This window comes from Bacteriovorax sp. Seq25_V, from assembly GCF_000447795.1.
GTDB lineage: Bacteria > Bdellovibrionota > Bacteriovoracia > Bacteriovoracales > Bacteriovoracaceae > Halobacteriovorax_A.
On sequence record NZ_AUNI01000009.1, the window covers coordinates 510,648 to 535,036 of the forward strand.

28 protein-coding genes are annotated in these 24,389 nt (G+C 36.5%); 19 read left to right on the forward strand and 9 right to left on the reverse strand.

The window, feature by feature from the left end; all coding sequences use genetic code 11:
• Position 1: 1 nt before the first annotated feature.
• From M900_RS03855 to M900_RS03865, 3 genes are read right to left on the reverse strand one after another with little or no spacing between them, the layout of a single operon-like run.
• Complete coding sequence (locus M900_RS03855) at positions 2-805, reverse strand: FAD:protein FMN transferase (RefSeq protein WP_021273439.1); 804 nt, start codon at positions 803-805, stop codon at positions 2-4.
• Positions 805-1,947, reverse strand: a complete 1,143-nt coding sequence (locus M900_RS03860) for a DUF3570 domain-containing protein (RefSeq protein ID WP_021273198.1) — start codon at positions 1,945-1,947, stop codon at positions 805-807. Before M900_RS03860 ends, M900_RS03855 begins: the two co-directional genes overlap by 1 nt.
• Positions 1,934-2,140: a DUF4266 domain-containing protein gene (locus M900_RS03865; RefSeq protein ID WP_021273271.1), complete on the reverse strand. Its 207-nt coding sequence runs from the start codon at positions 2,138-2,140 to the stop codon at positions 1,934-1,936. The genes M900_RS03860 and M900_RS03865 overlap by 14 nt, the downstream gene beginning before the upstream one ends.
• Positions 2,141-2,281: 141 nt before the next feature.
• On the opposite strand from M900_RS03865, the gene M900_RS03870 reads away from it, so the two are divergent.
• From M900_RS03870 to M900_RS03885, 4 genes are read left to right on the forward strand one after another with little or no spacing between them, the layout of a single operon-like run.
• Positions 2,282-3,073, forward strand: a complete 792-nt coding sequence (locus tag M900_RS03870) for a phosphate ABC transporter substrate-binding protein (protein ID WP_021273080.1) — start codon at positions 2,282-2,284, stop codon at positions 3,071-3,073.
• The gene (pstC, locus tag M900_RS03875) at positions 3,039-3,908 is read left to right on the forward strand and encodes a phosphate ABC transporter permease subunit PstC (protein ID WP_034730950.1); all 870 of its coding nucleotides are present in this window, start codon (positions 3,039-3,041) and stop codon (positions 3,906-3,908) included. The genes M900_RS03870 and pstC overlap by 35 nt, the downstream gene beginning before the upstream one ends.
• The gene (gene pstA, locus M900_RS03880; RefSeq protein ID WP_084703439.1) at positions 3,898-4,728 is read left to right on the forward strand and encodes a phosphate ABC transporter permease PstA; all 831 of its coding nucleotides are present in this window, start codon (positions 3,898-3,900) and stop codon (positions 4,726-4,728) included. The genes pstC and pstA overlap by 11 nt, the downstream gene beginning before the upstream one ends.
• A complete protein-coding gene (locus M900_RS03885) occupies positions 4,725-5,537 on the forward strand; it encodes a phosphate ABC transporter ATP-binding protein (protein WP_021273311.1) in 813 nt (270 codons plus the stop codon). The genes pstA and M900_RS03885 overlap by 4 nt, the downstream gene beginning before the upstream one ends.
• 2 nt (positions 5,538-5,539) lie before the next feature.
• Here the strand turns inward: M900_RS03885 and M900_RS03890 are convergent, their stop codons facing one another.
• Together M900_RS03890 and M900_RS03895 are read right to left on the reverse strand one after the other, a co-directional pair.
• Entirely contained in the window at positions 5,540-6,451 is a 912-nt protein-coding gene (locus M900_RS03890) for a radical SAM protein (RefSeq protein WP_021273344.1), read from the reverse strand.
• Entirely contained in the window at positions 6,451-7,515 is a 1,065-nt protein-coding gene (locus M900_RS03895) for a methyltransferase domain-containing protein (protein WP_021273579.1), read from the reverse strand. Before M900_RS03895 ends, M900_RS03890 begins: the two co-directional genes overlap by 1 nt.
• Before the next feature lie 128 nt (positions 7,516-7,643).
• Between M900_RS03895 and M900_RS03900 the strand changes: the two genes are divergently transcribed.
• From M900_RS03900 to M900_RS03910, 3 genes are all read left to right on the forward strand, one after another.
• The gene (locus M900_RS03900; protein ID WP_052600761.1) at positions 7,644-9,782 is read left to right on the forward strand and encodes an FAD-dependent oxidoreductase; all 2,139 of its coding nucleotides are present in this window, start codon (positions 7,644-7,646) and stop codon (positions 9,780-9,782) included.
• Positions 9,783-9,792: 10 nt separating this feature from the next.
• Positions 9,793-10,194, forward strand: a complete 402-nt coding sequence (locus M900_RS03905; protein ID WP_021273105.1) for a hypothetical protein — start codon at positions 9,793-9,795, stop codon at positions 10,192-10,194.
• A gap of 86 nt (positions 10,195-10,280) precedes the next feature.
• Positions 10,281-10,775: a hypothetical protein gene (locus M900_RS03910; RefSeq protein WP_034730966.1), complete on the forward strand. Its 495-nt coding sequence runs from the start codon at positions 10,281-10,283 to the stop codon at positions 10,773-10,775.
• Positions 10,776-10,832: 57 nt separating this feature from the next.
• On the opposite strand, the gene M900_RS17520 is transcribed toward M900_RS03910, so the two are convergent.
• Complete coding sequence (locus M900_RS17520; RefSeq protein ID WP_157680534.1) at positions 10,833-11,021, reverse strand: response regulator; 189 nt, start codon at positions 11,019-11,021, stop codon at positions 10,833-10,835.
• 1 nt (position 11,022) lies between these two features.
• Entirely contained in the window at positions 11,023-11,355 is a 333-nt protein-coding gene (locus tag M900_RS18035; protein WP_084703450.1) for an ATP-binding protein, read from the reverse strand.
• 119 nt (positions 11,356-11,474) lie between these two features.
• Between M900_RS18035 and M900_RS03915 the strand changes: the two genes are divergently transcribed.
• From M900_RS03915 to M900_RS03925, 3 genes are all read left to right on the forward strand, one after another.
• Positions 11,475-11,867, forward strand: coding sequence for a hypothetical protein (locus tag M900_RS03915; RefSeq protein ID WP_021273420.1), 393 nt, complete (start codon positions 11,475-11,477; stop codon positions 11,865-11,867).
• Positions 11,864-13,585, forward strand: coding sequence for a gamma-glutamyltransferase (gene ggt, locus M900_RS03920; RefSeq protein WP_021273380.1), 1,722 nt, complete (start codon positions 11,864-11,866; stop codon positions 13,583-13,585). Before M900_RS03915 ends, ggt begins: the two co-directional genes overlap by 4 nt.
• A 73-nt stretch (positions 13,586-13,658) precedes the next feature.
• Entirely contained in the window at positions 13,659-15,152 is a 1,494-nt protein-coding gene (locus M900_RS03925; RefSeq protein ID WP_021273556.1) for a SulP family inorganic anion transporter, read from the forward strand.
• 3 nt (positions 15,153-15,155) lie between these two features.
• On the opposite strand, the gene M900_RS03930 is transcribed toward M900_RS03925, so the two are convergent.
• Entirely contained in the window at positions 15,156-16,970 is a 1,815-nt protein-coding gene (locus M900_RS03930) for an adenylate/guanylate cyclase domain-containing protein (RefSeq protein WP_021273486.1), read from the reverse strand.
• Positions 16,971-17,087: 117 nt separating this feature from the next.
• Between M900_RS03930 and M900_RS03935 the strand changes: the two genes are divergently transcribed.
• The 5 genes from M900_RS03935 to M900_RS03955 are packed head-to-tail and all read left to right on the forward strand — an operon-like array spanning position 17,088 to position 20,058.
• The gene (locus M900_RS03935) at positions 17,088-18,590 is read left to right on the forward strand and encodes a sorbosone dehydrogenase family protein (RefSeq protein WP_198295936.1); all 1,503 of its coding nucleotides are present in this window, start codon (positions 17,088-17,090) and stop codon (positions 18,588-18,590) included.
• A gap of 11 nt (positions 18,591-18,601) precedes the next feature.
• On the forward strand, positions 18,602-18,811 hold the full coding sequence (locus M900_RS03940) for a DUF1232 domain-containing protein (RefSeq protein WP_021273283.1): 210 nt from the start codon (positions 18,602-18,604) through the stop codon (positions 18,809-18,811).
• A 21-nt stretch (positions 18,812-18,832) separates the two neighbouring features.
• Positions 18,833-19,132, forward strand: coding sequence for a hypothetical protein (locus M900_RS03945; protein ID WP_021273306.1), 300 nt, complete (start codon positions 18,833-18,835; stop codon positions 19,130-19,132).
• Positions 19,129-19,827 carry a hypothetical protein gene (locus M900_RS03950; RefSeq protein WP_021273115.1) on the forward strand — a complete coding sequence of 233 codons (699 nt, stop codon included), beginning with the start codon at positions 19,129-19,131 and terminating at the stop codon, positions 19,825-19,827. The genes M900_RS03945 and M900_RS03950 overlap by 4 nt, the downstream gene beginning before the upstream one ends.
• Positions 19,828-19,833: 6 nt before the next feature.
• On the forward strand, positions 19,834-20,058 hold the full coding sequence (locus M900_RS03955; RefSeq protein ID WP_021273158.1) for a VF530 family DNA-binding protein: 225 nt from the start codon (positions 19,834-19,836) through the stop codon (positions 20,056-20,058).
• Positions 20,059-20,063: 5 nt separating this feature from the next.
• Here M900_RS03955 and M900_RS03960 read toward each other — a convergent pair whose 3' ends face one another.
• Positions 20,064-20,795, reverse strand: a complete 732-nt coding sequence (locus M900_RS03960; protein WP_021273512.1) for a YebC/PmpR family DNA-binding transcriptional regulator — start codon at positions 20,793-20,795, stop codon at positions 20,064-20,066.
• A 119-nt stretch (positions 20,796-20,914) separates the two neighbouring features.
• Here M900_RS03960 and dbpA point away from each other — a divergent pair, with 119 nt between their 5' ends.
• The 4 genes from dbpA (at position 20,915) to M900_RS03980 (ending at position 24,343) form a co-directional block, all read left to right on the forward strand.
• Positions 20,915-22,294: an ATP-dependent RNA helicase DbpA gene (dbpA, locus tag M900_RS03965; RefSeq protein WP_021273327.1), complete on the forward strand. Its 1,380-nt coding sequence runs from the start codon at positions 20,915-20,917 to the stop codon at positions 22,292-22,294.
• A gap of 17 nt (positions 22,295-22,311) precedes the next feature.
• On the forward strand, positions 22,312-22,869 hold the full coding sequence (locus M900_RS03970) for a manganese efflux pump (protein ID WP_021273390.1): 558 nt from the start codon (positions 22,312-22,314) through the stop codon (positions 22,867-22,869).
• 83 nt (positions 22,870-22,952) lie between these two features.
• Entirely contained in the window at positions 22,953-23,720 is a 768-nt protein-coding gene (locus M900_RS03975; RefSeq protein WP_157680535.1) for an ABC transporter substrate-binding protein, read from the forward strand.
• A 107-nt stretch (positions 23,721-23,827) separates the two neighbouring features.
• A complete protein-coding gene (locus M900_RS03980) occupies positions 23,828-24,343 on the forward strand; it encodes a hypothetical protein (protein WP_021273200.1) in 516 nt (171 codons plus the stop codon).
• Positions 24,344-24,389 lie beyond the last annotated feature (46 nt).

Here is a 24,389-nt window from a genome sequence, read left to right on the forward strand (position 1 = left end):
CCTATTTATAGTGTGTACTTAGTGCTTTCTTCGTTAAAAATACTTTTCCTGAATTATCAATAATTGTCGCCCAGATATCATTTGTATCATAGAACAATTTCGCGTCGACAATGCTTTTTGTTAAGCCTATGGTGGCCATGATATCCGCATCCACAGTTGTCGAAGAAAGAATCGATATCGAAATAGCTTTCTCATCTTGTGTGAATGTTTGAATATGATTGCCTTTTATATATGTTCCACTTGTCGCAAATGCTTGGTTTGTTAAAGCAACATGTCCGACTGTGTTTTCAGAATTAAAAGGATTTGAAATACCTATACGCCATGGCCTAGGAGAATGAGGTGCGCTTGCTACCCGGAGATCGCCGCCACCATTAATATAGAAGTTTTGAACTCCCTCTTCTTTTAGAAAATGGAAAACCTTATCTACTATATAGCCTTTTCCAATTCCGCCAAGTGATATCTTCATGTCTGGATAAGGAAGGTAAGCGGTCTTTTTTTGCACGTTTATCTCAATGTCGTTGAAGCTATACTTTGGTGTCTGGAAAGCTATGTTAAACAGACCATCAGATAAATCATAATATTTTTTAGAAAGATCAAATAGCTCGATAGTCTCATCATCAATGTCGATTGATCTTTTTCCTGCATATTCGTTTAAGTTATTAAAGAATGATGGATGAAATACAGTGTACTTCTTTTCGAAGTCACTTATGAGAGAGAACGCCTTAGAAAGTAAACAATCACTAATCTTGTCATAAGACTTAATCGTGAATGTTGAATTCATGAAGCGTTCTTCTTTATGAATCATTAAAATTCAATCCCTAAGCTTGCTTGAAGAACATTGTACTTAAGCTTGTTTGAGCGGAAGTAGTGATAGGCAGCGATAGTATATTCAAACTTATCAGTCTTGAAAAGGCTAAGATCAACTTCTCCTCTGTTGAAAGAATAGAGCATACCGAAGCGATTTGCATCAAATGAAGCCTGGTCTGAATCACTTGTCACATATGTTTGAGCGGTAATAAGAGACTTCTTAAAATACTCAACCTCATCTTGTGTGTGATATCTATAGTTAAACTCGAGAAAACCATCATCATCTTGAATCATTTTTCGATACGATGTTTCGATAGTGCTTGCTTTCATTTCCCAACTATCTTTGTAGTAGCGATACTTTAGAGAAATTGAATTCTCATCATTAAAGCCATGGATAAACTGAGTAGAAGCGGCAAAACGATCTCTTAAGGCAGGTAAGTTTTCAGGGTAACGAGAACCGTTTAATGGAGTTGAGTTTCTAATACTCTCAAGTGCGCCTGTTTGTCTGATATAGTTGATATTAAAGTTAATAATGTCTGTATAAGTAAGTATTTGACTTGCTGAAATATTGTATGAATAAACCCTTTTATCTTTGAAGTCAGTCGTTTTTTCATTTGCATAGTCAAAGAGCTTCGTGCTGTCATGAAAGTAATCAACTCCAAGGCCGAGAACAAAATTATCTTTTGCGAATGACTGTTCGTATGCAAGACCACCATTAAAGCTTTTATAGTCATACTCACTACTAAATCCCAGATGTGGCGTAAGCTTAACTTTATTGATTTCTTTAGCATATGAGAAATTGCCTGAAACACGAGATTGATTTCCAATGCCCTTTCCTGATTCTCCAGTGTTGCCATCTAGTTTTGTATCAGATTCTGCACTCCAAGCATCAAGTACAACATGCCCAGAGACATTAGTTGTCGAATCTATTTGGTGAGAAATAAAGAGCATTGGTTCAATGACTGTTAGACCTTCATCTTTTGTACCATCATATACTTGATCACCATTATTTGAGTCTTGATCATAGAAATTAAAAATGAATTTTGATTTCCATTTTCCTGGTAATAGTTTTTCGGCATAACTTGAGTTTGCAATGGTACTCAAAATTGCAAGAATTACTTTCTTTTTAGTTACAGCCACAACCACCACCTACAGAACTAGAACCACCAACGGCACCTTCTCTGTAACTATTGACTTCTTCAATAAAGACGCTTTCCTCTGGAGAAGGATTCGCCTGCATAATGCGACTTGATAATCTCCCACGGTCAATTTGATCAACATTTGCACATGAGTAGAGCATTGTAATAATTAATGTAAGAAATAATAATTTCATTGAGTACATCCTTTCTTGTAATATTATTTAAACTTACTTTCTTTGTCACTATTGACGAATTTGAGGCTTTTTGTCAGGCATTACTTTTGACAAAGATAATTGGACGTATGAGAATTTAGTAAGTTCAAACTTGGAGCGATCATGAAATCTTTATTTATCATTTGTTTGTCATTCTTTGCTCTTGGTAGAGAGAAAATTATCGTCACAGGTTCAAGTACAATTGCTCCTTTATTATCTGATATAGCGAAGGTTTATGAGCGCTCTCACTTAGATACTCGAATCGATGTTCAAACAGGAGGTTCTTCTCGCGGTGTAAATGATGCACGTAAAGAATTATCACAAATCGGGATGGTTTCACGTTCTTTAAAACCTGCAGAGGAAGATTTACAGAAATTTACTATAGCTAAAGATGGAATATCTATTATTTTAAATAGTTCAAATAAAATCGATAAGATTAGCTTCGAAAATATTAGAAAGATCTATCTTGGAGAAATTAAGAATTGGAAAGAACTTGGTGGGGATGATCAACAGATTGTTGTCGTTAATAAGGCCGAAGGTCGTTCGACATTAGAATTATTTGTTCAGTTTTTTAATTTAAAGAACTCCGAAATTAAAGCGGATGTTATTATTGGAGATAATGAACAGGGGATAAAAACGGTTAGCAGAAATCGATTTGCTATTGGTTATGTATCGATTGGAACTGCTGAATATAATCAGTCAGTAGGGGTGCCTATAAAGCTTTTGCCAATGAAAGGTATCGTGGCTTCTGTTCAAAATGTTGCAAATGGAAGTTATCCTTTATCAAGAGAGCTCAATCTTGTCACAAAGATGAAACCAGTAGGGAATATTAGAGACTTTATTAAATTTGCTACTTCAGAAAATGTATCTGATCTAATACGTGAGCACTATTTTGTACCGATATCTACTAAGTAAGAGGGATCTCTACTTCAATTATCTACTTAGATCAGCAGGTGTTCTTTGCTCACTGTCTGTCTTTTTAATATTTCTTTTTCTTGTAAAAGAAAGTTCAAGTGTTTTATCGGGAAATAGTCTATCCATGTTTTATGAGAACTCATGGTTTCCTAGTGAAGGTCAGTTTAATCTTGTTCCGATTATAGTGGCCAGTGTTCTTCTTAGTTTGGGAGCAATTGTGATTGCTCTACCGCTTGGGTTATTTACGGCCTTGTTTACTCAGTTTTATCTTGGGCAGACGAGTCGTATTGCATTTAGAAAAATTATTGAACTTTATACTGGAATTCCATCTGTTATTTTTGGTTTTTGGGGACTCGTAAAGCTTGTTCCACTTATCAATGAGTACCGGCCTCCCGGTCAAAGTATGTTAGCTGGTATACTAGTTCTGTCATTGATGATTTTCCCAATAATTAGTTTGAATTTAATATCTGCCATAGAGATGTCTTCTAAAAAAGTTTTGAACGTGAGCGATGCTCTCGGTTTATCTCGTGAAACTTATATTTGGAAAATACTTTTCCCAAATATAAAAGGTCATTTCCTTTCATCATCTTTAATTGCACTAGGAAGAGCTTTGGGAGAAACGATGGCGGTATTAATGGTATGTGGGAATATTGTTCAAATCCCTGGAAGCATCTTTGATCCAATAAGAAGCTTAACAGCAAATATTGCATTGGAGATGGCCTATGCAACTGGCGCTCATCGTTCAGCTCTTTTTCTTTCCGGTCTTGTTTTATTTTTGCTGACACTTGCCATGTTTTTAATTTTAAAATCATTGAAGGTTGATAATGATGAATAGAATTGGGAAAGTACTTTCTTGGCTTTCGGGAATTTTAGTAGTGATGATCTTGTTTTCAATTCTTGGAGATATTGTCGGCGTTTCTTTTAAATATATCGATATTAATTACTTTCTTGAATCCTCTATGTCGGCGGGTCGAAAAGGGGGAGTATATCCAATTATCGTATCAACAGTTGTTATAACTGCATTGACAGTTGTTTTCACTGTTCCATTAGGGTTGTTAGTGGCCATTTATCTTTCGAAACACTTTCCTAAACAGAGTGCTTTCTCTGGATATGTTAGAAGTATGGTTCATGTACTTTCCGGTGTACCGTCTATTGTTTTTGGTTTATTTGGAAATGCTCTTTTTTGTGTTTATTTTGGAATGGGATTCTCGTTGTTTTCTGGTGCACTTACTTTAAGTTGCATGGCCTTACCCTTGTTTATCAGTTCCGTAGAAAAGGGAATTAGTTCAATTCCAAATAGTATTCTGCAGACAACTAAGTCCCTTGGTTTAAGTCTGTATACAACTTATCGATCAATACTTATTCCCATATCAATACCGAGTATCATTGCAGGACTTGTTCTAAGTATTGGTAGAGCTCTCGCAGAAACGGCTGCTCTTATCTTTACTTCTGGTTATGTCGATCGTTTACCTGAATCTATTTGGGATTCAGGTAGAACTTTATCTGTACATATTTATGACCTTGCAATGAATGTTCCTGGTGGTGATATCGGCGCCTATAAATCTTCATTTGTTTTGATCTTATTAATTCTTTTTATTAATTCAAGTTTTTCGATTTTTGCTAAAGCAGTTTTTGGAAAGGGGAATACTGTATGAACTATCCATGGAAAACGCATTTAGAAGATTCTCCATGCTGTCCGCCATCTCCAGTGATCGAAGTTAAAAATCTTTCGCTGTTTTATAAAAGTGTATGTGCCTTTAAAGATATCACCCTAACTGTAAATCGTTTTTGTGTCACCGGAATCATAGGTCCAAGTGGTTGTGGAAAGAGTAGCTTTCTTCAGGCAATCAATCGATTGATTGAAAATATCAGTGGAGTAAAAATCACCGGTGATATTATAGTAGATGGAATAAGTATCTTTGACAGTCGAGTCAATCTTGTCGGTCTTAGAAAGAAAATTGGATTAATCTTTCAAGAGCCAACACCTTTACCGTTAAGTATTTATGAAAATATCGCACTCCCTTTAAAAGAGCACCATTTTGATAATATAGATGATCGTGTAAGAGAGGCACTGAGTGATGTTGGCTTGTGGGATGAGGTTCAGGATAAATTACACCAGTCAGCATTAAAATTATCTGGTGGACAAAAACAGAGGTTGTGTATCGCTCGTAGTATTGCCCTTGATCCTGAAATTATTCTACTTGATGAGCCATGCTCTAGTCTTGATCCAATTTCAACGGAGATAATTGAGAAATTAATTATTAAGCTCAAATCTCGATTTACTATTGTTATCGTGACTCATAATCTCGCACAGGCTCGACGTGTTTGTGACCACCTCTGTGCATTTTGGTACGATTTTGAAAGCAAGAGTGGATATTTGTTGGAAGAGGGAAGTAGCCTCGAAATTTTTGATTCACCAAAAAGTGCAATCCTTGAAGATTATATTGGTGGAATTCGAGGCTGAGATTATTTTGTTTTTGAGCAGCTTGCTCCACCTAGGACACAAAACTCCGCGCAGAAGCGATGATTTAAATAAACTTCTTTTGAACTCTCAGAGAGAGTTTTTCCTAGAACAAATTTATCGTCATATGCGAGTAGAGTACAAGGCATAACAACAGGAGAAGCTTCTCCTTTACGTTTAACTATCATTCTCTCTGATGCACACATTTGATCATCAGGACTTTTATTAAGTATTCCCCAACATGCGGTGGTAATTTCAGGAACATCTCTCTTACTATCCATCTCTGGAAAGATGACAAGCTTATCATTAAGATCAATATTTATCTTGGCATTTAAGAGAAGTTCTTGATGACCGAGTAGAGATTCTTCCTGACTTTCTTTAGAGAGGGATCTACTTGCAATCGAGAGGTCAAAACCATGGTCAAATAGCCATTTAAGTTCATCAAGGGTTCTATCAAATGCACCCGCTCCTCGCTCTTGATCATGAAGCTCTTTTGAAAAGTGATCAAGGGAAACACGAAGCTTTAATTTATGACCAAAGAGTTCTTTAAGTCGAAGTAGTTCTGGACGATGTTTTTTGATTACTCTATTGGCATTTGTTAGGACTAGAAGTTCGTGGCCTCTTTTAAGAACCTCTTCTAAAAGTCCTATTATAGAGGGATTTAAAAAGGGTTCTCCCCCTGTGAAACCAATACTTGGTAGACCTTCAACCTCATCAAGATAAGGAATAATATCTGAAACACTCAAATATGAGAGTCTATCATTTTTAGGCGATGACTCTATATAACAATTCTTGCATTCAAGATTACACAGTGTCCCAGTATTAAACCAGAGAGTCGAAAGTTTATTTAGTTTTACGCTAGCTCTCTGTTCGCCCTTTGCTGTAGTATGCATATCTTGAAACTTTAACTGTTCCACTAGCAACAACTCCCTGCTCCTGAAGAATCTGACGAGATCGTGACATGAGCGAATGGGTTTTCACTTCCACACCCTTCAAAAATTCCATAGTGTGTTGAGAAATCACCAATAAATTCAAAGTGCTTCTTATAACGTGATTCATGAAGCATAAGGTATGTATTTCCACAGACAGCTTCTACTTTTCCTTTTGCAAAGAAGTGACCAGTATCTAGTTGAAAACTATTTGGAAGATCATCTATTGTTCCTTTATAGATAACTGCTTGGCCGTAGTCTTCACAGTCTGTTTCAAGTTCAGCAATTTTAAATAGACGATAAGTAACAGAGTAGAATTCGAATCCTTCAAGCTTTTCTTCTAGTTCTTTATTTTCAATTGTAATGGGAGCGACTTCAACAACTCTTGGGTCTTGGAATCCTGCTTTTTTTGCAAAAGTTAGAAAGTCATTCCAATATAGGGCTCCACCTAGACATTCCCCATAGATTACAGGATCACTAGCAAGTTCCTTAGGAATTCTCTTGTTAACATAAACATCAGAGAAGTACATTTCTCCACCTTGCTTAAGCTTGTTAAAACAGTCGCTAAGAACTTTCAGCTTATTTGTAGAGAGATTTATAACACAATTTGAAATAATTAAATCGAGAGAATTGTTATCAATATTTAATTCGTCAAGTTGCTCGATATGACCTTTCTTAAATTCAACATTACTTTTTTTGTAACCAAACTGTTCTGTGTGATAGTCGATATGTCTATTGGCGACAGCGAGCTGCTCATCAGTCATATCAACACCAATAACATAGCCGTTCTCTCCAACAAGCTTACTTGCGAGATAGCAATCGCGTCCACTTCCAGAACCAAGATCTAAGATACGAAGTCCATTAAGTTCGGAGGGAATAGTAAGGCCACAGCCATAATATTTTGTCATAACTTCATCATGAATCTTTGCTAGGATTTTCTTTATCTTGTCTGGATACGTAACCGCAGTACAACATGCATTTGTCTTTAGGTCACTTGAGCTTTGAAGTTCTTTTCCATAATAATCTTGGACGGATTTAGTCGTGTTTTCCATTAATACCCCTTTAATATTTAATAAGTGTACCAAAATTTATTTTTATTACAAAAAAATGGAAACAAAATGTCCATTTTCTGCACTTAATATGAAACTATTTAACTACTTAGTTAACAAGGGAAAAATTAGTGAAAAGATTCGGACCAAAAATCGTAGTCTTGCTCATATTTGTCGGGGCTATTATTGCATATAGACATTATAACTTAGGGGAATTACTCACTCTTGAATTTATCAAGGCAAATCAAGGGAAACTGCAGGAGTATTACACGGGTAATCAACTCCAAACGTTATCGATATTTTTTGTGCTCTACGTTTTGACGACAGCGCTTTCTCTTCCTGGAGCGACAGTTCTAACTCTACTTGCGGGCGCTCTTTTTGGTCTATTCACGGGATTTATACTTGTAAGTTTTGCAAGTACAGTGGGAGCTACCATTGCATTTCTAATTTCTCGATTTATTTTGAAAGATTATGTTGAAAAGAAATTTTCAAAACAAGTTAAAGCAATTAATGAAGGAATTGAAAAAGATGGAGCTATCTATTTGTTAAGCTTACGTCTTATTCCTATCTTTCCATTTTTTGTCATTAATCTTGTGATGGGGTTAACAAGTATAAGAGTGCTTACTTTTTATATTGTCAGTCAGCTAGGGATGATTGCAGGAACTCTTGTTTACGTTAATGCAGGACTTCAACTTGGAAGTATTAACTCTCTTTCTCAAATTTTTACATTTAAACTTTTCGCCTCATTTGCACTTCTTGGTATCTTCCCATTAGTTGCAAAGTTTTTAATGAATGTTATCAAGGCTAAAAAAGTTTATTCAAAATTTATTAGGCCCAAAAAATTTGATTATAATATGATTGCTATTGGAGCTGGTAGTGCTGGTTTGGTTACTGCTTATATTAGTAGTGCTGTCAAAGCGAAAGTCCTTCTGGTTGAGAAGCACCGTATGGGAGGTGACTGCTTAAACACAGGATGTGTTCCTTCCAAAGCATTGTTGAAGTCAGCGAAAATTATTCATCAAGCCAAAAACTCTAAAAAATACGGAATTGATAAAATTGATGTTAGCTTTGATTTTAAAAATATTATGGGCCGAGTTCATAAAGTTATTAAAGAGATTGAACCTCATGACTCAATCGAGAGATACACTAAGTTAGGAGTCGAATGTGTTCAAGGAGAAGCAAAAATTCTTTCTCCTTGGGAAGTCGAAGTCAATGGCAAGGTTTATACTACTCGAAATATCACTATCGCCACTGGAGCCAGTCCATTTGTTCCTGCGATGCCTGGAATTGAAAATATCAATTTTCTAACTTCTGAAAATCTATGGCAACTCGATCATCTACCTTCAAAATTAATTGTGCTTGGAGGAGGACCAATCGGCTGTGAGATGGCCCAAGCCTTTAGTCGTCTTGGTAGTTCTGTGACACAGGTAGAGATGCAAGAACGTCTTATGCTTGGTGAAGATCAAGTGATTAGCGAAATAATAAAAAAGAGACTGGAGAGTGAAGGGGTTAATATTTTAACTTCAACTAGGGCGAAAGCATTCGTCGTTGAGGATGAAGTAAAGTACTTGATTGTCGAAAGGGAAGGTGTGGAGAGTCGCATCGAATTTGATGAAATTCTTATCGCTGTAGGGCGTAAGGCAAATGTTAAAGGTTTCGGGGTTGAGGAGCTTGCTATACAGTTGCGTACAAATGGTACAATAGAAGCGAATGATTATATGCAGACAAATTATCCAAATATCTATGTTTGTGGTGATGTGACAGGCCCATTTCAGCTTACACATACAGCATCACATCAAGCATGGTATTGCGCTGTTAATGGACTTTTTGGAAAGTTTAAAAAGTTTAAAGTTGATTACTCTGTTATCCCATGGGCAACTTATACGGATCCTGAAGTGGCGAGTGTTGGTCTAAATGAGAAGCGTGCGACAGAAGCCGGTATTGCTTATGAAGTTACGGAATATGGAATAGATGACCTTGACCGTGCAATCGCTGACAGTGAAGATCATGGAGTGGTGCGAGTGTTAACAGTACCAGGAAGTGATAAGATTTTAGGAGCAACAATTGTTGGTAATCATGCCTCTGATCTCTTGTTAGAATTTATCGCAGCAATGAAACATGGTTTTGGATTGAATAAAATTCTTGGAACTATTCACATCTATCCGACTATGGGAGAGGCGAATAAGTATCTTGCAGGAAATTGGAAACGCAAACAAACTAAGGACTATATTTTTAATATTTTAAAGTCATTCCACGAATGGAATCGTTAAGGGAGAATTTGTGAAAACTATTATCAAATCATTTTTAGCTGGCTTTTTATCGACATTGATTTTTCACCAAGGTGTTTTTGGACTCTTCTATCTTTTAAAGATAATTCCAAAAGCGCCTTTTAATATGTCGCCAACAGAGCCTTTTGGAGTTCCTGCTGTAATTTCACTTTCGTTCTTTGGTGGTTTGTGGGGAGTTGCAATATGGAAGCTTGTTCAAAATGATAATGGTCTTAAACATTGGATGAAGTCCCTTATTTATGGAGCGGTTGGGCCGACTGCTGTTGCTTTTCTTGTTGTTTTTCCTTTAAAAGGTGTTGAGTTCAACCCTGTTTTTGTCATTTTTGGGCTCATTCTTAATGCCGCTTGGGGGGGAGGGAATTCACTACTTATGAAAGCAATGAAGAGGATTTGACATTTTCTTAGGTTTTTTGTCGATAGATTGTGTTGATAAAAATCCTCCTTGTTGTATAAGAACGTAAATCGAATCTTGGGGGGATGATGAAATATCTAAAGCTTATAACTTTGTCTTGTTTATTAACAATTATGCCAATTCAAAATAGTCGTGCTGCTGTAGCCGGTATCGCTGCAATCGCTGGTGCACCTGCTGCTTCAGGGATAGCCTTAGCCGGTTTAGGGTCTCTAGGTTTCGGAGTTTTAGGGACACTTAGTGCATCTACATGTGATCACGGACATTGTAATATAGTCCTAGCATTTTTTGGAGTAATTGGACTTGTTCTTTTAGATAGTGATACCGCAAATTTTGAATTCGTACAGATTGAGCATAATAAGATCTCTGAATTTGGACTTAGTGATGAAGAGATTGAAATTTATAACTCTGAGATAGAAGAGGTTAATCTTGTTTTTGCTGAAGTCCAGTCTCATCTAACTAAGGATTCAAGTGTAGAGGATGCCAAAAATCTATGGGAAGAACATAAGGACTTGTTGTCTGACGAAACTTTTAAGGTTCTTAGTGTTTTGGCCAGACAAAAATAAAATTAAATTGGTAGTAAAAGGATTTTACTACCATTTATTTTTTTATAAGAGTTTCTATCAGCGAATTTTTTTTTTTAATGGTTTGGATAAGAATGCATTCATTCCAGCTTCTTTGCACTTGATTTGATCTTCTTTGAAAACGTTAGCTGTCATGGCTACGATCGTAGGTTGATAGTTGTCAATTTGTCTGATCTCTAAAGTCGTCGTGATTCCATCCATTGCTGGCGACAGAGCATTTGTAGCCAAATTATTGTAGCGTTAGTAATGCGAGCTTTTGATTCACTACATTGTCTTCGACGATGAGAATATTATATGGAAATTCTTTAGCTAATGTTTTTTCATCGAAATCGATAGCTTCATTTTCTGTAGATGTGCTTACTGTCTCAATAGGTATTTCAATCGGAAAAGTTGAGCCTTTTTGAAATACACTTGATACTGAAATGGAGCCGTTTAAAAGTCTTGTTACCTCTTTTGAAATTGAAAGGCTAAGTCCTGTCCCTCCAAATTTTCGTGTTATTGATGCATCAGCTTGATTAAATGGATTAAAAAGATTTGCAATTTTATCTTCTTCGGTTCCAATTCTTTATGACGCTCTTTCTCATTCGCTGGTGTTTTAGGTTTTATCATATTAAGATTTATCAACTTTAATAGTGAAGAAGTTTAACTTAATGTTGTTTAGACAGGGAATGTAATAGCACTATGAAATACTTTATCGATATAAAAGATGAGTGGAAAACTTTAGTAAAGCAAAAGATGGGTTCTTATAAAGAGTTAAATGAAGAAGTAGACTTCGATAACCTTGAAGTCGATATTCACAATGCTTCGTGGTGTCCAGATTGCGAAAGGGAGGTGACTGATCTTTTTGCTTGGTTAAACGTTGTTGAAAGTGATTTGATCAAGTTAAATATTTTTGAATATGAGGATAAGGAACTTTATAAGTCTCAAAAATTGAATGGCTGCTTATCTATAAAGTGTCTCCCAACAATTATTTTCAAAAAATCTGGTCTAGAGCTACTTAGAGTTGAGGAGATATCCGATAATAACTTTTTAAATGAAATTCAAAAATTGTATACAAAATTAGGGAAAAAATGAAAAATTATTTTTATGTTTTACTATTGTTAAATTTCGTTGCGTGTTCAACAAATAATAAACCAATTCTTTTAGAAACTGTTAGTGAATTCAAAAAAGAAAACCATTTGGCCACCTCAAAAAAAGCAATGATTGCCACTCAAGGGAAGTATTCAACTTCTGCGGGAGAGAGAATATACAAATTAGGTGGTAATATTATCGATGTGATGACAGCTGTTTCATTTGTTATCTCTGTTGAAAGACCTCAGTCCACAGGAATTGGTGGGGGAGGCTTTCTAATGTATCACCATGCTAAGACAGGAAAAACATTTGCCTTCGATTTTAGAGAGAGGGCACCCTTTCTATCCGATTCTCGAATGTTTGTAGATGAAAAGGGCAATGTAATAAAAAACAAGTCAGTGAATGGAATTTTTTCTGTAGGGACTCCTGGATTGGTCGCCGGTATTTTAGATATTCATAAAAAATACGGTAAGCTACCGTTAAAAGAGGTTCTGGCGGACTCAATTAAACTCGCAAAAGAAGGAATGATTGTTTATCCAGAGCTTGAAAAGGCTCTAGTTCAAAGAAGGAATGTTCTTTGTTTGTATGAAAGCTCTAAAAAGATTTTTTGTCCAAACGGTAACCTTTTAAAGACTGGTGATTTACTAGTACAATCTGATCTCGCAAAAACAATTACTCTTATAGCAAAAAAAGGAAAGAAAGAGTTTTATCGTGGTTCTATTGCCAAAAAGATTGTTGCAACTTCAAAAAAATATAAGGGTCTTTTAACAGATGTTGATTTTGCAAAATATGAAGTGAAAACAAGAGAGCCTGTTGCTGGAACTTATAAAGGAAAAACTATTCTATCAATGTCTCCTCCAAGTTCTGGAGGGATACATATTATTGAGATTTTAAATATACTAGAAAGATATGATTTGAAGTCGCTTGGGATTTATGACCCTAAGGCGATTCATTTGGTATCCTCGGCGATGGAATTAGCATTTGCTGATCGTGCAAAGTATCTTGGTGATAGTGACTTTGTACAAGTTCCAATTCGTGGTCTAACGAATAAAGATTACTCAGATAAACTTGCTTCAAAAATTAATGAGAACAAGGCATTTTCATTTGATGAAGTAAAAGCTGGTGATGCTCCAAAGTTTGAGCCTGATCATACGACTCACTTTTCGATTATGGACAATGAAGGAAATGTCGTTGTTTCAACTCAAACAATCAATGGTTACTTTGGTTCAGGCCTTGTCGCGGAGGGAACTGGGATTGTTTTGAATAATGAAATGGATGACTTTGCGAATAAAGTTGGTGCACAAAATATCTTTGGTGCAGTTGGCGGTGAGAAAAACCTTGTCGAGCCAGGAAAGAGACCGTTAAGTTCAATGTCGCCTACAATTGTCTTTGACGGTAAAAAACCATTGATGGCAGTAGGTACACCAAGTGGAACAAGAATTCTGACTTGTGTTATGCAAACAATTTTGAATTATTTTGAATATGAACTTCCTATTTATGATGCGGTAGCGACAGCAAGGTATCATCACCAATGGCGCCCACATTATATCAGATTTGATGAAGGTGCCTTAACTTCTACAAATCGTGAAGCTCTAGAAAAAATGGGGCATCAGGTTGAAGAGAAGAATCTTGGATGCCGTATTCAAGCTGTTGTGAACGAAGATGGCGAACTAATCGGCGTTTCTGATCCTCGTGGCGAGGGGAAAGCTCAAGGGCTGTAAATATAATCTAGTTAACATGGACATTTTCAAAGATATCTCCTAAATTGAATACTTAATTCAGTTTGGGAGATTTATGATTTTTTTATCTAAGAAGAAAGATTGGCTTGGAAATATCCGCGGCGATATTTTATCAGGTCTTGTTGTGGCACTAGCTCTAATTCCAGAAGCGATTGCATTTTCTATTATTGCAGGTGTTGATCCTAAAATTGGACTGTATGCATCTTTTTCTATTGCTGTAACAATTGCAATTGTTGGTGGAAGACCAGGTATGATCTCTGCTGCAACTGGTGCGATGGCGCTTCTCATGGTAACTCTTGTTAAAGATTATGGTCTTGAATACCTATTTGCTACGACTATCCTAACTGGAGTCCTCCAGATTATTGCTGGCTATTTGAAACTTGGAAGCCTAATGAGTTTCGTTTCTAAGTCTGTTGTTACTGGTTTTGTTAATGCACTCGCTATTTTGATATTCATGGCGCAATTACCGGAACTCACTAATGTAAGCTGGCAGGTTTATGCTATGACGGCTTCAGGACTTGGTATTATTTATTTATTTCCATATCTTCCAAAGATTGGAAAAATTATTCCATCTCCACTTGTGTGTATTTTAGTTTTAACAGGTATTTCAAATTATTTGGGCCTTGATATTAGAACTGTTGGGGATATGGGGAAGCTTCCTGATGCTCTTCCAATTTTTTTAGTTCCAAATATTCCATTTACTCTTGATACGCTGTTAATTATTTTTCCATATGCTGCAGGTCTAACTATTGTAGGTTTACTTGAAACTTTGATGACGGCAACAATTGTTGACGATATGACTGAAACTACCTCTGATGGAAATAGAGAGTGTAAAGGGCAAGGGATTGCAAATATTGTAACAGGTTTTCTAGGTGGTATGGCCGGTTGTGCGATGATTGGCCAATCAGTTATCAATGTTAAGTCTGGTGGTCGTGGAAGATTATCAACTCTATTTGCTGGTGTAATGCTTCTGATTATGGTTGTTTTTCTTTCTGAGTGGATTTCTAAAATTCCGATGGCCGCTCTTGTTGCCGTTATGATTATGGTTTCTATTGGAACATTTAACTGGTCATCATTTAAAAATTTAAAAGTTTATCCAGTATCTACTAATATCGTGATGATTACGACTGTCGTGGTTGTCGTTTGGACACATAATCTCGCTTATGGAGTATTTGCAGGAGTTCTTCTTGCTTCATTATTTTTTGCAAACAAAATAAGTCACTTCATGTATGTTACAACAGAGAAAGATGAGTCTAATGAAACTTTGAAATACGTCATTCATGGCCAAGTCTTTTTTAATTCATCAGATAAATTTATTGCGATGTTTGATTATAACAATGTACCTAAGAATGTTTTGATTGATCTTGAAATGGCCCACTTTTGGGACATCTCAGCAGTTGCTGCTCTTGATAAGGTGGTATTAAAACTAAGGAAAGAGGGCGCGAAGGTTGAGATTAAGGGCTTAAATCAAGCTTCTCAAACAATAATTGACCGCTTTGGTGTACACGATAATCCTGAAGAAATTGACCGTATTCTAGGCGGTCATTAAAAACTATTTTAATGTGAGTCGAACCGCCCTCAGTGGTTCGGCTTTTCCTGGGATGTTGAAATTTAACTCTTCAATATCCCAATCTCTTAAATAATCATCTGAAAGCAATTTGTAAAATTTTTCACTTATTGCAAGTTGCTGCTCATCTGCTAAAGCTTGTAGTTTTGCAGAGACATTGACTGTATTTCCAAAATAATCGACGCCAGTATTTTGATTAACTCCAATGGCCTTACCGACATGGGCAGATATTCTAAGATCAAAGTCGAAGTTTGTATGTTTTCTATCAAAATATTGATGGAGATTTTTACTCGCTTGGATTGCATGATTTGGTGTGGGAAAAGATGCCATTACTGCATCGCCAATTGTCTTTATGATAACACCTTCTTGCTCTTCAAATATGCGATAGACATCATCAAAATGAGATTTGACCTGCAAGTAAGCTTCTGTGTCTCCAACTCTTTCATATAGTCTTGTCGAAGACACAATATCTGTAAACAGAACAACTTGATCGCCTAGATAGAGTTGAACTCCATTACCAATTTTCTCATCTTTAAAGAAATTTCTAAACTCTCTCAAAGAGAAAATTTCTGCAGGTTCAAGAAAATAAGGGTTTTTAAAGCGCTTTTCAAGAACAAAAATTTTATCTTCGTTATCATGATTGGTGAAATTTAAATTAAAGTCGTTGTTAGACTTTATCTCCTGTGGTTCATTTGTCTTCCAATCAATCACTTTACTTTCATTCTTAGATACTGAAATTGAAAGACCCTCAGTTTTTGAGATACTTCTCACAATATACTCACCATCTTCAAGACTCAGGTTTTGTGTTATTGTCTGACCGGATTTTATTTTCCACTGGGCATATATTTGTTTTTTCTTCGCTGGTTCGGCAGCACAAAACTGTAATTCTTTTATTGCCCTAATGTCAGGATTAACTTTGAATGTCACCTCGATCGCGCGCTCAAAATTAGTTTCAAATTGAATCTTACAAGCATCACACTCATCCATTTTTAGAAGGTTGACGAGATTAGCCGTCTCTGTTCTTGGTCCGTGACAAGAAGGACAAATGATATCCCAACTCAAGTCAAAAACTTTACAGTGCGACAAAATGATAAAGTTTTTTATTAGCTTCTTAGAATCAATATCCCATTTCTTAGCAAGTTCCTTTACTCTTAAGCGGTAGAGGTCAAGCTCATCTCCTTCAGAAATTAAAGCTTCTATTTTTTTTAGTAAAGCTCTCTCTAGTCCATTATTAATTGCATTTTGAAGGCGCTGATTAAGAATTTGTTTTTGATATATTGAAAACTTTGTATTGTTTTGTTCAAAAAAGTGGGGAAGTTGAAGTCCTTTCTGCGCATCAATATCCATTAGTTGTATCAGTTCTGCGATTTGTCCCATGATCTTCTTTAATCCTAACTTAAAAATAACCTTAGAAAAGAAGTTTGTTGGTATGAATCCCATGTATATGTGGATGGTATTCTCCTCGAAATAAAAAATGCTATGGTTCTTTTTTGCGAAGCCATGAATGTAGTCTCTGTCCACTACAATACTTTCGCCACGGACCCATTTCCATGGATATTCAATCCAACTTTGGGGGAAGCCAAGACTCTCTGTGGTGATGATGAGATTTCCATCTTTTTCAAATTCGTCACGATTGGCCATTCCTAGATAGCGATTAATTCTTGAAGTATCTGAAAGCCATGACCAAAGTAAATTGATATCTCCAGAAACAGGGACCGAGATGATGTGCTCAATAATTTCTTCTCTGTTATCACTTCTTGTTGGCCATGGGTACTTCTCAAGTAGTTCAATGATTCGCACTGATCTTATCCTTATTTTCGGAGCTATAATGTGTATACTTTTTCGACAGTTTCTAAATAAAAATGAAGAATTTTCAACTTGATTGAGACAATTCCTGAGCAATTATATATTGTATGGATGAAGAACTATCTCCTACTAATTACTTTGCTAACGTTTGGGCATTCTTATGCTTCAGACTACCTTTTAAACACTGAGAAAAAGTGTCATGGTTACAGTAGTGTATCAGTTGGATCTCGCGCGGATAATTGTATCGGGTTAGTTGTTGATAAAGGTGAAGGACTTTCGAAGCCACGGAAAATAGTTCAGGTCAGTCGCTCTAAATTTATTCTCACTGATATGGTGAACTGGAATCCTAATCGTGGAGTTCTTTGGTTGTTGGACACATCGAAATCTCAAGATGAGGGAAGACTAACAAAGATATTCTCTGGCCTTAATCTTCCACATGGTCTTCGAATTGGTCATGAAGGCTTAATTTACGTTGGAGAAGCTCATCAAATTTTTCGTTTTAATTTAGATAATCCTAATGAAACAAAAGAGACGATTATTTCTAATCTACCAACAGGTGGAAAGCATCCACTAACAGAATTTTTAATCACAAAAGACAATCGTATTATTGTTAATGTCGGTGCACCAAGTGATCAATGCCTCGATGAAAAAGGCAGACCAATATATCCATGCCTTGAAGCTAAAAGCGAAGCTCTGATAAGAGAATATTCAATTGATAATGAGGGCAAGGTTAGTCTTCTTGGTAATCTTGCTTATGGTCTTCGAAATTCGATGGGCCTTATTGAAAATGGACAAGGAGATATCATCCAGTTTAATAATGGTATGGATTTTAGTGACGAAGATGGACCAAATGAAGAAATTAATCTTATTACAAAAGATGCCCACTACGGTTGGCCATATTGTTATGAGAATGGAAAGTTAAACGATAATTATAAGAGAACATTTTTTAATAGAAGAGTTCCAAAAATTGATTGTTCAGACTATGCCAATCCTATTGGCCTACTACCTCCACACTCGGCGCCTCTTGATGCCCAAGTTTATGATGGTGAGATGTTTCCAGAGTTAAAGGGAAAAGCGATTGTTTCTCTCCATGGTTATAAACCAACAGGGCAAAGAGTCATTGCTGTTGATGTCGAAGGAGATGAGAATATATCATCTTTTGAAGAGCTTGTTTTTGGTTGGACAGCAGTTGAAGGGATAAGAGCTAAAGGGGCCCCAGTTGGACTGGAAGTTGGTAGTGAAGGAGAAATTTACTTTGTTGATGATAAGAATAAAACAGTTATGGTTCTAGCAAAGGGAGAGGCAAATACCTCTTCAGGAACAACTATTCAACGAGTTGACTTAAGTTCAGAGTCAGTTGATAAGTTTAAAAAAGTTCAAGAGCAGGTTTTAAAAAATAAATGTGTCGCCTGCCATTCAAATTTTGCGGGAGAAGCAAAAGAAGTGGCGAAAAATCTAGTTCGCTCAGGTCTTGTGAAGCCAGATCCTCTAAATAGTGAGTTTTACTTACGCATGTCTGGTGAGAGTGAAAATATGGCAATGCCACCTGGGAATAATGATATAATCACTCAAGATGATCTGGAAGTTGTTAGAGAGTGGATTGACTCACTCTAGGGTGAATCATTATGAATAAAGAAAAAATTAAATCTATTGTTGCAATTCTTGGTGGGCTTTTGGGTCTTCTCTACATCCTCAATCCTGGAGCGGGTGTTTTTGAGCTCATTCCAGATAATATACCATTTATTGGTAATCTCGATGAGGGAGCAGCCGTTCTGCTAATACTTGGTTGCTTGCGTCACTTCAATATTGATCTCACGAAATATTTCAAAAGATAAAAATTAATGTTATAAATTCCTATGGAAATTATTAGAAAGTACAAGCGTAATGACTGGTGGGATCTTCTCATTGTTATTGAGCAGGAGCTTGAACGCTCTCCTGTGAAAGAAACTTTTATCGATCTTTTAGATGAGCTTCGATGGCGTAAAGTTGAATCAATTTCTGAAGGGGCTTCATTTAAAATAAATGCCCCGGCCAAAGACCTCCTCGAGCGATTTGAAAAGATGATGGAGGAGAACCCAAGCTTCGCAACTGATGAAGATTTGCAAGAAGCAAAGTCAATTGTCGCTGAAATTACTAAGAAAAGGAAAATGGAATGAATAAGAGTTTAGTTACAAATTTATTATCAATTGTTCTAATTGGTGTTGGCTATATTTCACCAGTCTATGGTCCACAGTTGAAAACGATGGGGCTATACGCATTCTCTGGAGCGATTACTAATTGGCTCGCGATTCATATGCTATTTGAGAAGGTTCCTGGGCTTTATGGCTCAGGAATTGTGACAGAGCGATTTACTGAATTCAAGCAAGGCATTCGAAATTTGATGATGAATCAATTCTTTACTAAAGAGAACTTTGAAAAATTTATGAAGAGCAATTCACAGAGTTTGTTGAAGATTGAAGAAGAGTCTGTGATGGCCGCGATTGATTTTGACAAGGTATTCACAAAGCTCAAAAGTGCTATTATGAATTCACAATTTGGTGGAATGCTTGCAATGTTTGGCGGAGAAGCGGCCCTTGAGCCACTTAGGCCTCAGTTTGAAGCAAAGTTTAAAGAAATCATCGCTGAGATGCTACAAGATGAAAACTTTATTTCTAATTTAACCCAAAAAGGGGAGCAGAGCACGAGTATGTCTGACAGTGTTGAAGAAATGGTTGACGGTAGACTTAACGAACTTACACCTGTAATGGTTAAAGAAATAATTCAAGAGATGATTAGAGAACACCTTGGCTGGCTCGTTGTTTGGGGCGGAGTCTTTGGAGCACTAATCGGACTTGGAACTACATTTATCTAGGTATATATGACAGAACAAAAAAACAATCCTTTACATGGAAAGAGTTTGAAATCTATTCTTGAAGAACTAGTTGAAAAATTAGGCTTCGAAGAGCTTGGGAGGGTTGTAAAAATTAATTGTTTTATAAATGATCCAAGTATTCAGTCGAGCTTGAAGTTTCTAAGAAAGACACCTTGGGCAAGAGAGAAAGTTGAGAAGCTCTATGTAAGGCTTCTCAACATGGATAAGTAATTTGATTAGAGGTCGTTGAATCTCTCATCAAATTGAATATTGTGATAAACCTTAATAACATCTTCATCTGATTCTAGATTATCAACAAGCTTCATAATAGTTAGATAAGTTTCATCATCAACTTCTTTAAAAGTTGTAGGAACTTGCTCAAGTGAAGCTTCTTCTGGTTGAATTCCAATTTCTTCTAGCTTCTTCGTTACTGCTCCAAATACTTCCATTGGTCCTGTTACTGTGAAGTAACCATCTTCAACTTCGATATCTTCGGCTCCAGCATCAATCATCTCAAGAGTAAATTCATCCTCATCGATTTCGCCAACTGGAATTTCAAAAACGGCCTTTCTATCAAAAACAAATTGAAGAGAACCTGTTGTTCCAAGTGAACCACCAGCTTTCTTGAAGTAATTTCTAACATTGGCAACTGTTCTTGTGACGTTATTTGTAGATGCTTCTACGAATACTCCAACACCATTTGGCCCATAACCTTCATAAGTGATATCTTGGTAGCCGTCGTTATCACCACCAAGTCCTTTTTTAATTGCCTTATCAACATTGTCTTTTGGAACGTTATTCTTCTTACATTTTTCTAATGCAATTTTTAAAAGAAAGTTAGATCCTGGATCTTCTCCACCAGACTTTACAGCTTTTGTTACTTCGAAGAGAATCTTTGTATAGATCTGACTTTTAAGTTTATCTGCGGCACCTTTTTTCTTTTCGATGTTCGCCCATTTTCTTCCCATATATCTACCTCTGCTTTTTTTGGACATTATAGTAATGAAAAGGCCCATTAAAAAGACCTTTTTATTTAGCAGGTGCAAAAGAATTCGCACAATGCATTGTTTTAATGCTATATAGGGGCATGGACAATAAATTTAATAAACTAGCACTAAATAAAGAGCTCTTAAATAACCTAAAAGAGCTTAAATACAATGAGATGACGCCGATTCAGGCACTGTCTTTACCAATAATTATCAAAGGACAGGATATTATTGCAATGGCCAAGACGGGGAGTGGAAAAACTGCTGCTTTTGGCCTTGGGATCTTAAATAAGATTCATGTTCCAAATTTTGGTGTTCAGGCACTTATTCTATGCCCGACGAGAGAGCTTGCAAGTCAGGTCGCCGAAGAGTTGAGAAGACTTGCGAGGATGACAAAGAATCTGAAGGTTTTGACAATTTCGGGTGGAACTTCAGAGTATCACCAGGAGAAATCACTCTCGCATGGGGCCCATATTATCGTAGGGACTCCTGGGAGAGTTCTGAGACTTCTTAAGAAAAAATCGCTCAATCTTTCACAAGTAAATAGCTTTGTTCTTGATGAAGCCGATCGCATGCTGGATATGGGATTTATTGAAGATATCTCAAAAATTAATACCTATCTTCGTGAGAATGAACATCAGTCGATGTTGTTCTCGGCAACATTTCCTGAAGAAATTGTGGAGCTAAGTAAAAATATTCTTAAAGATCCAGTTGAGGTAAGTGTTGATGTTGAGCACGAAGAGACTTCTATTGAAGAAATTTTCTATGAACTTAAAACTCATAAAGAAAAAGATAAGGCCCTTTTAAAAGTACTTGGTGATTTTCAACCTGAGCGTGCAATTATTTTTTGTAAGACTAAGAAAACATCCGATGATGTCTCAAATTTTTTACAAGATAAAGGGATTGCAGCTTTGAGTATTCACGGAGACCTTGAGCAGAATGAAAGAACAGCAACTCTTGAGATGTTTGCCAATAGTTCGCTTTCCATTCTTGTTGCCACTGATGTCGCTGCGCGAGGGATTGATATTAAGGAGCTTCCCTTAGTTGTAAATTACGATATTACTGACGATCCAGAGGTTTATACCCATCGTATCGGAAGAACTGGCCGTGCAGGAAATCAAGGTGTCGCAGTTACTTTTAATGTTGAATATGAAGCCCATAAAATTGATCGAATTAGTGAATTTAAAAATAAAGATATACAGGTTGTGAAACTTGAAGAATTTGATGCAACCGAATACTTAGTACATCCTCCAATGTCGACAATCTATATTTCTGGTGGAAAAAAAGATAAACTTAGACCTGGTGACATTCTTGGGGCGATTGTTGGAGAAACACAACTTGGGGCTGATATTGTGGGTAATATTAGTATCTCAAATATCGTAAGCTTTGTTGCTATTAAGAAAGAACATGCAAAGCTTGTAGTTTCCAAACTTCAAAATGGAAGAATTAAGAATCGCCGCTTTCGAGTGGGGTTTGCGTAGTATTCTAAGAGGTATACGTGTTAGGGATTTTTTTAATTGGTTTGATTCTAAGTGCTGATTCATTCTCGGCAGCACTTGCAATGGGCTTTCGCCCTTTTACTTTTAAAGATGCATTACGATTCGCTTGTGCTTCAGGTGGAGCCGAGGCCCTTTCATCTCTTGTTGGTGCTATGGCCGGGGCAAAAGTGGTTGCTCGTTTTGCTGATGTCGATCATTGGATAGCTTTTGTCTTATTACTCGCTGTCGCTCTTCATATGCTTTATGAAGGAATTGTGGAGTTTCGCGCTAAAGGAGATAGTCACGAAGGAGAGGAGAAAAAAGAATTTCATAGTTTTCTTAAAATCTTAGTCGTTTCATTTGCAACAAGTTTGGATGCCCTAGGAGTTGGCGTTGGACTTGGGGTTATGCAGGACTCTATAACTCCTTATATTGTGTCAATTGGAGCTTGGGCATTTATTTCGACGCTTCTGGGGTTATATTTGGCGAAGAAGGTTTCGACAAAGTACGCTTCAATCGCCTCAATTACTGGCGCAATAATTTTAATTGGTATCTCAATTAAGATGCTTGAAATCTAGTCGTTTTCAATAATTTTTATTTTTCACAATATATTGTTATTTTTCATGTATTCTATCTTGTGTGATCAATTGAAGGTACTAATTTGAAAAACATCATTTTATTCGTAGTTTTGACTTTAAGCATGAGTTCTTTTGCTCAGAATAAGCTCGTACGTGTAACTGGCCACCCCGATTATCCTCCAATTATTTGGTATTCTGAAAAAGACGACAAGTTAAAGGGAGTAGCCGTTGAGCTTCTCGAGATTATTTTTAAAGGTAGTGAGTATAAAATTTCATTTGAGCATGTAGCTACGTGGGGACGTGCTCTTGAGGAAGTAAATCAGGGGCGTATAGATATTCTTCTTCCTCCTTACTTAAACGAGGAACGCAAAAAGATATACCACTTTTCAGAAAAGCCATTCATGGAAGATCGAACAGTACTTTTTTTGAAGAAAGGCTCTAAGCTTAGCTTCAAAGAGTTAAAGGATCTTTCAAGTTACCAGGGTACCGCAATTATTAATGATAGTTTTGGCGATGAGTTTGATAAGGCATCAAAATCTATCTTGAAAATTCAACGTCTTGCTAAGACTGAGCAATGCTTTCGCTTTTTGTTACGTTCTCGTGCAGACTACCTTGTCGCTGGTTATAGTGCTGGTCTTTCTGTTGCCAAGCTGATGGGGATTGAAAATCAAATAGCTGTATATCCTGTGCCAATCATTAAAACGGGAATGTTCATGGCCCTATCAAAAAAATCTAAAATTCCAAGTGAGCCTCTGATGAAGCTGATTAATGAGAAAATTCTGGAGATTGAAAAGACTGGTCTTATTAGAGAGCTTGAGATCAAGTATGAAGAGATCTATCAAAATGAATAAAATCAGTGTCTAATTTTTTTACACCTATTAGAAATAATTCACTCTAAGATTCTCCTAAGTTCTATTCTGGTAGCATAAAACCAACTATTAAATTATTTGGAGACATCATGAAAAAAATCTTTCTATTAGGAATGACACTACTTTCTTTTAATTCTTTTGCTGGAGAATTCTTATCAAACCAGGAATGTATCTCAGTCTATCGTGATGGTTACCTTGAGCTAAGAGATTATACAGAATCATTCAACGAAGGAAGAATTGATAATTGGTCTTATTCAACTCTCGTTGCTGGTGTGTCTACTGAAGTGAGTGTACATCGCCTCGCTTGTCTTGCTGTAGAATCACCTGCAAATACAAAGTGTGTGGAGGGTTATAAAGAAATCTATAAGGGACTTAGATCCAAAATTAAACTAGGTTCAATTATATCAGGAAACCAAAAGAAAGTTGGTTTCACCGAAAGTATGCAGACTGTGATAGACACTGAATTAGTTGAGAAGAAAGATGAATCAGTTATTGGAAAAATCTCAAACTTCTTGAAAATTGGAAAGGGAACAGTTGTTGAAGAGGTAAAGAAAGCTCGTGATATTACGTTAGTTGAGTACCTTGACCAAAAATGTGATCAGTAGCAATTCATTTTTACAGGTTTTCAAGGTTTTGATTGCTTAAGGCCTT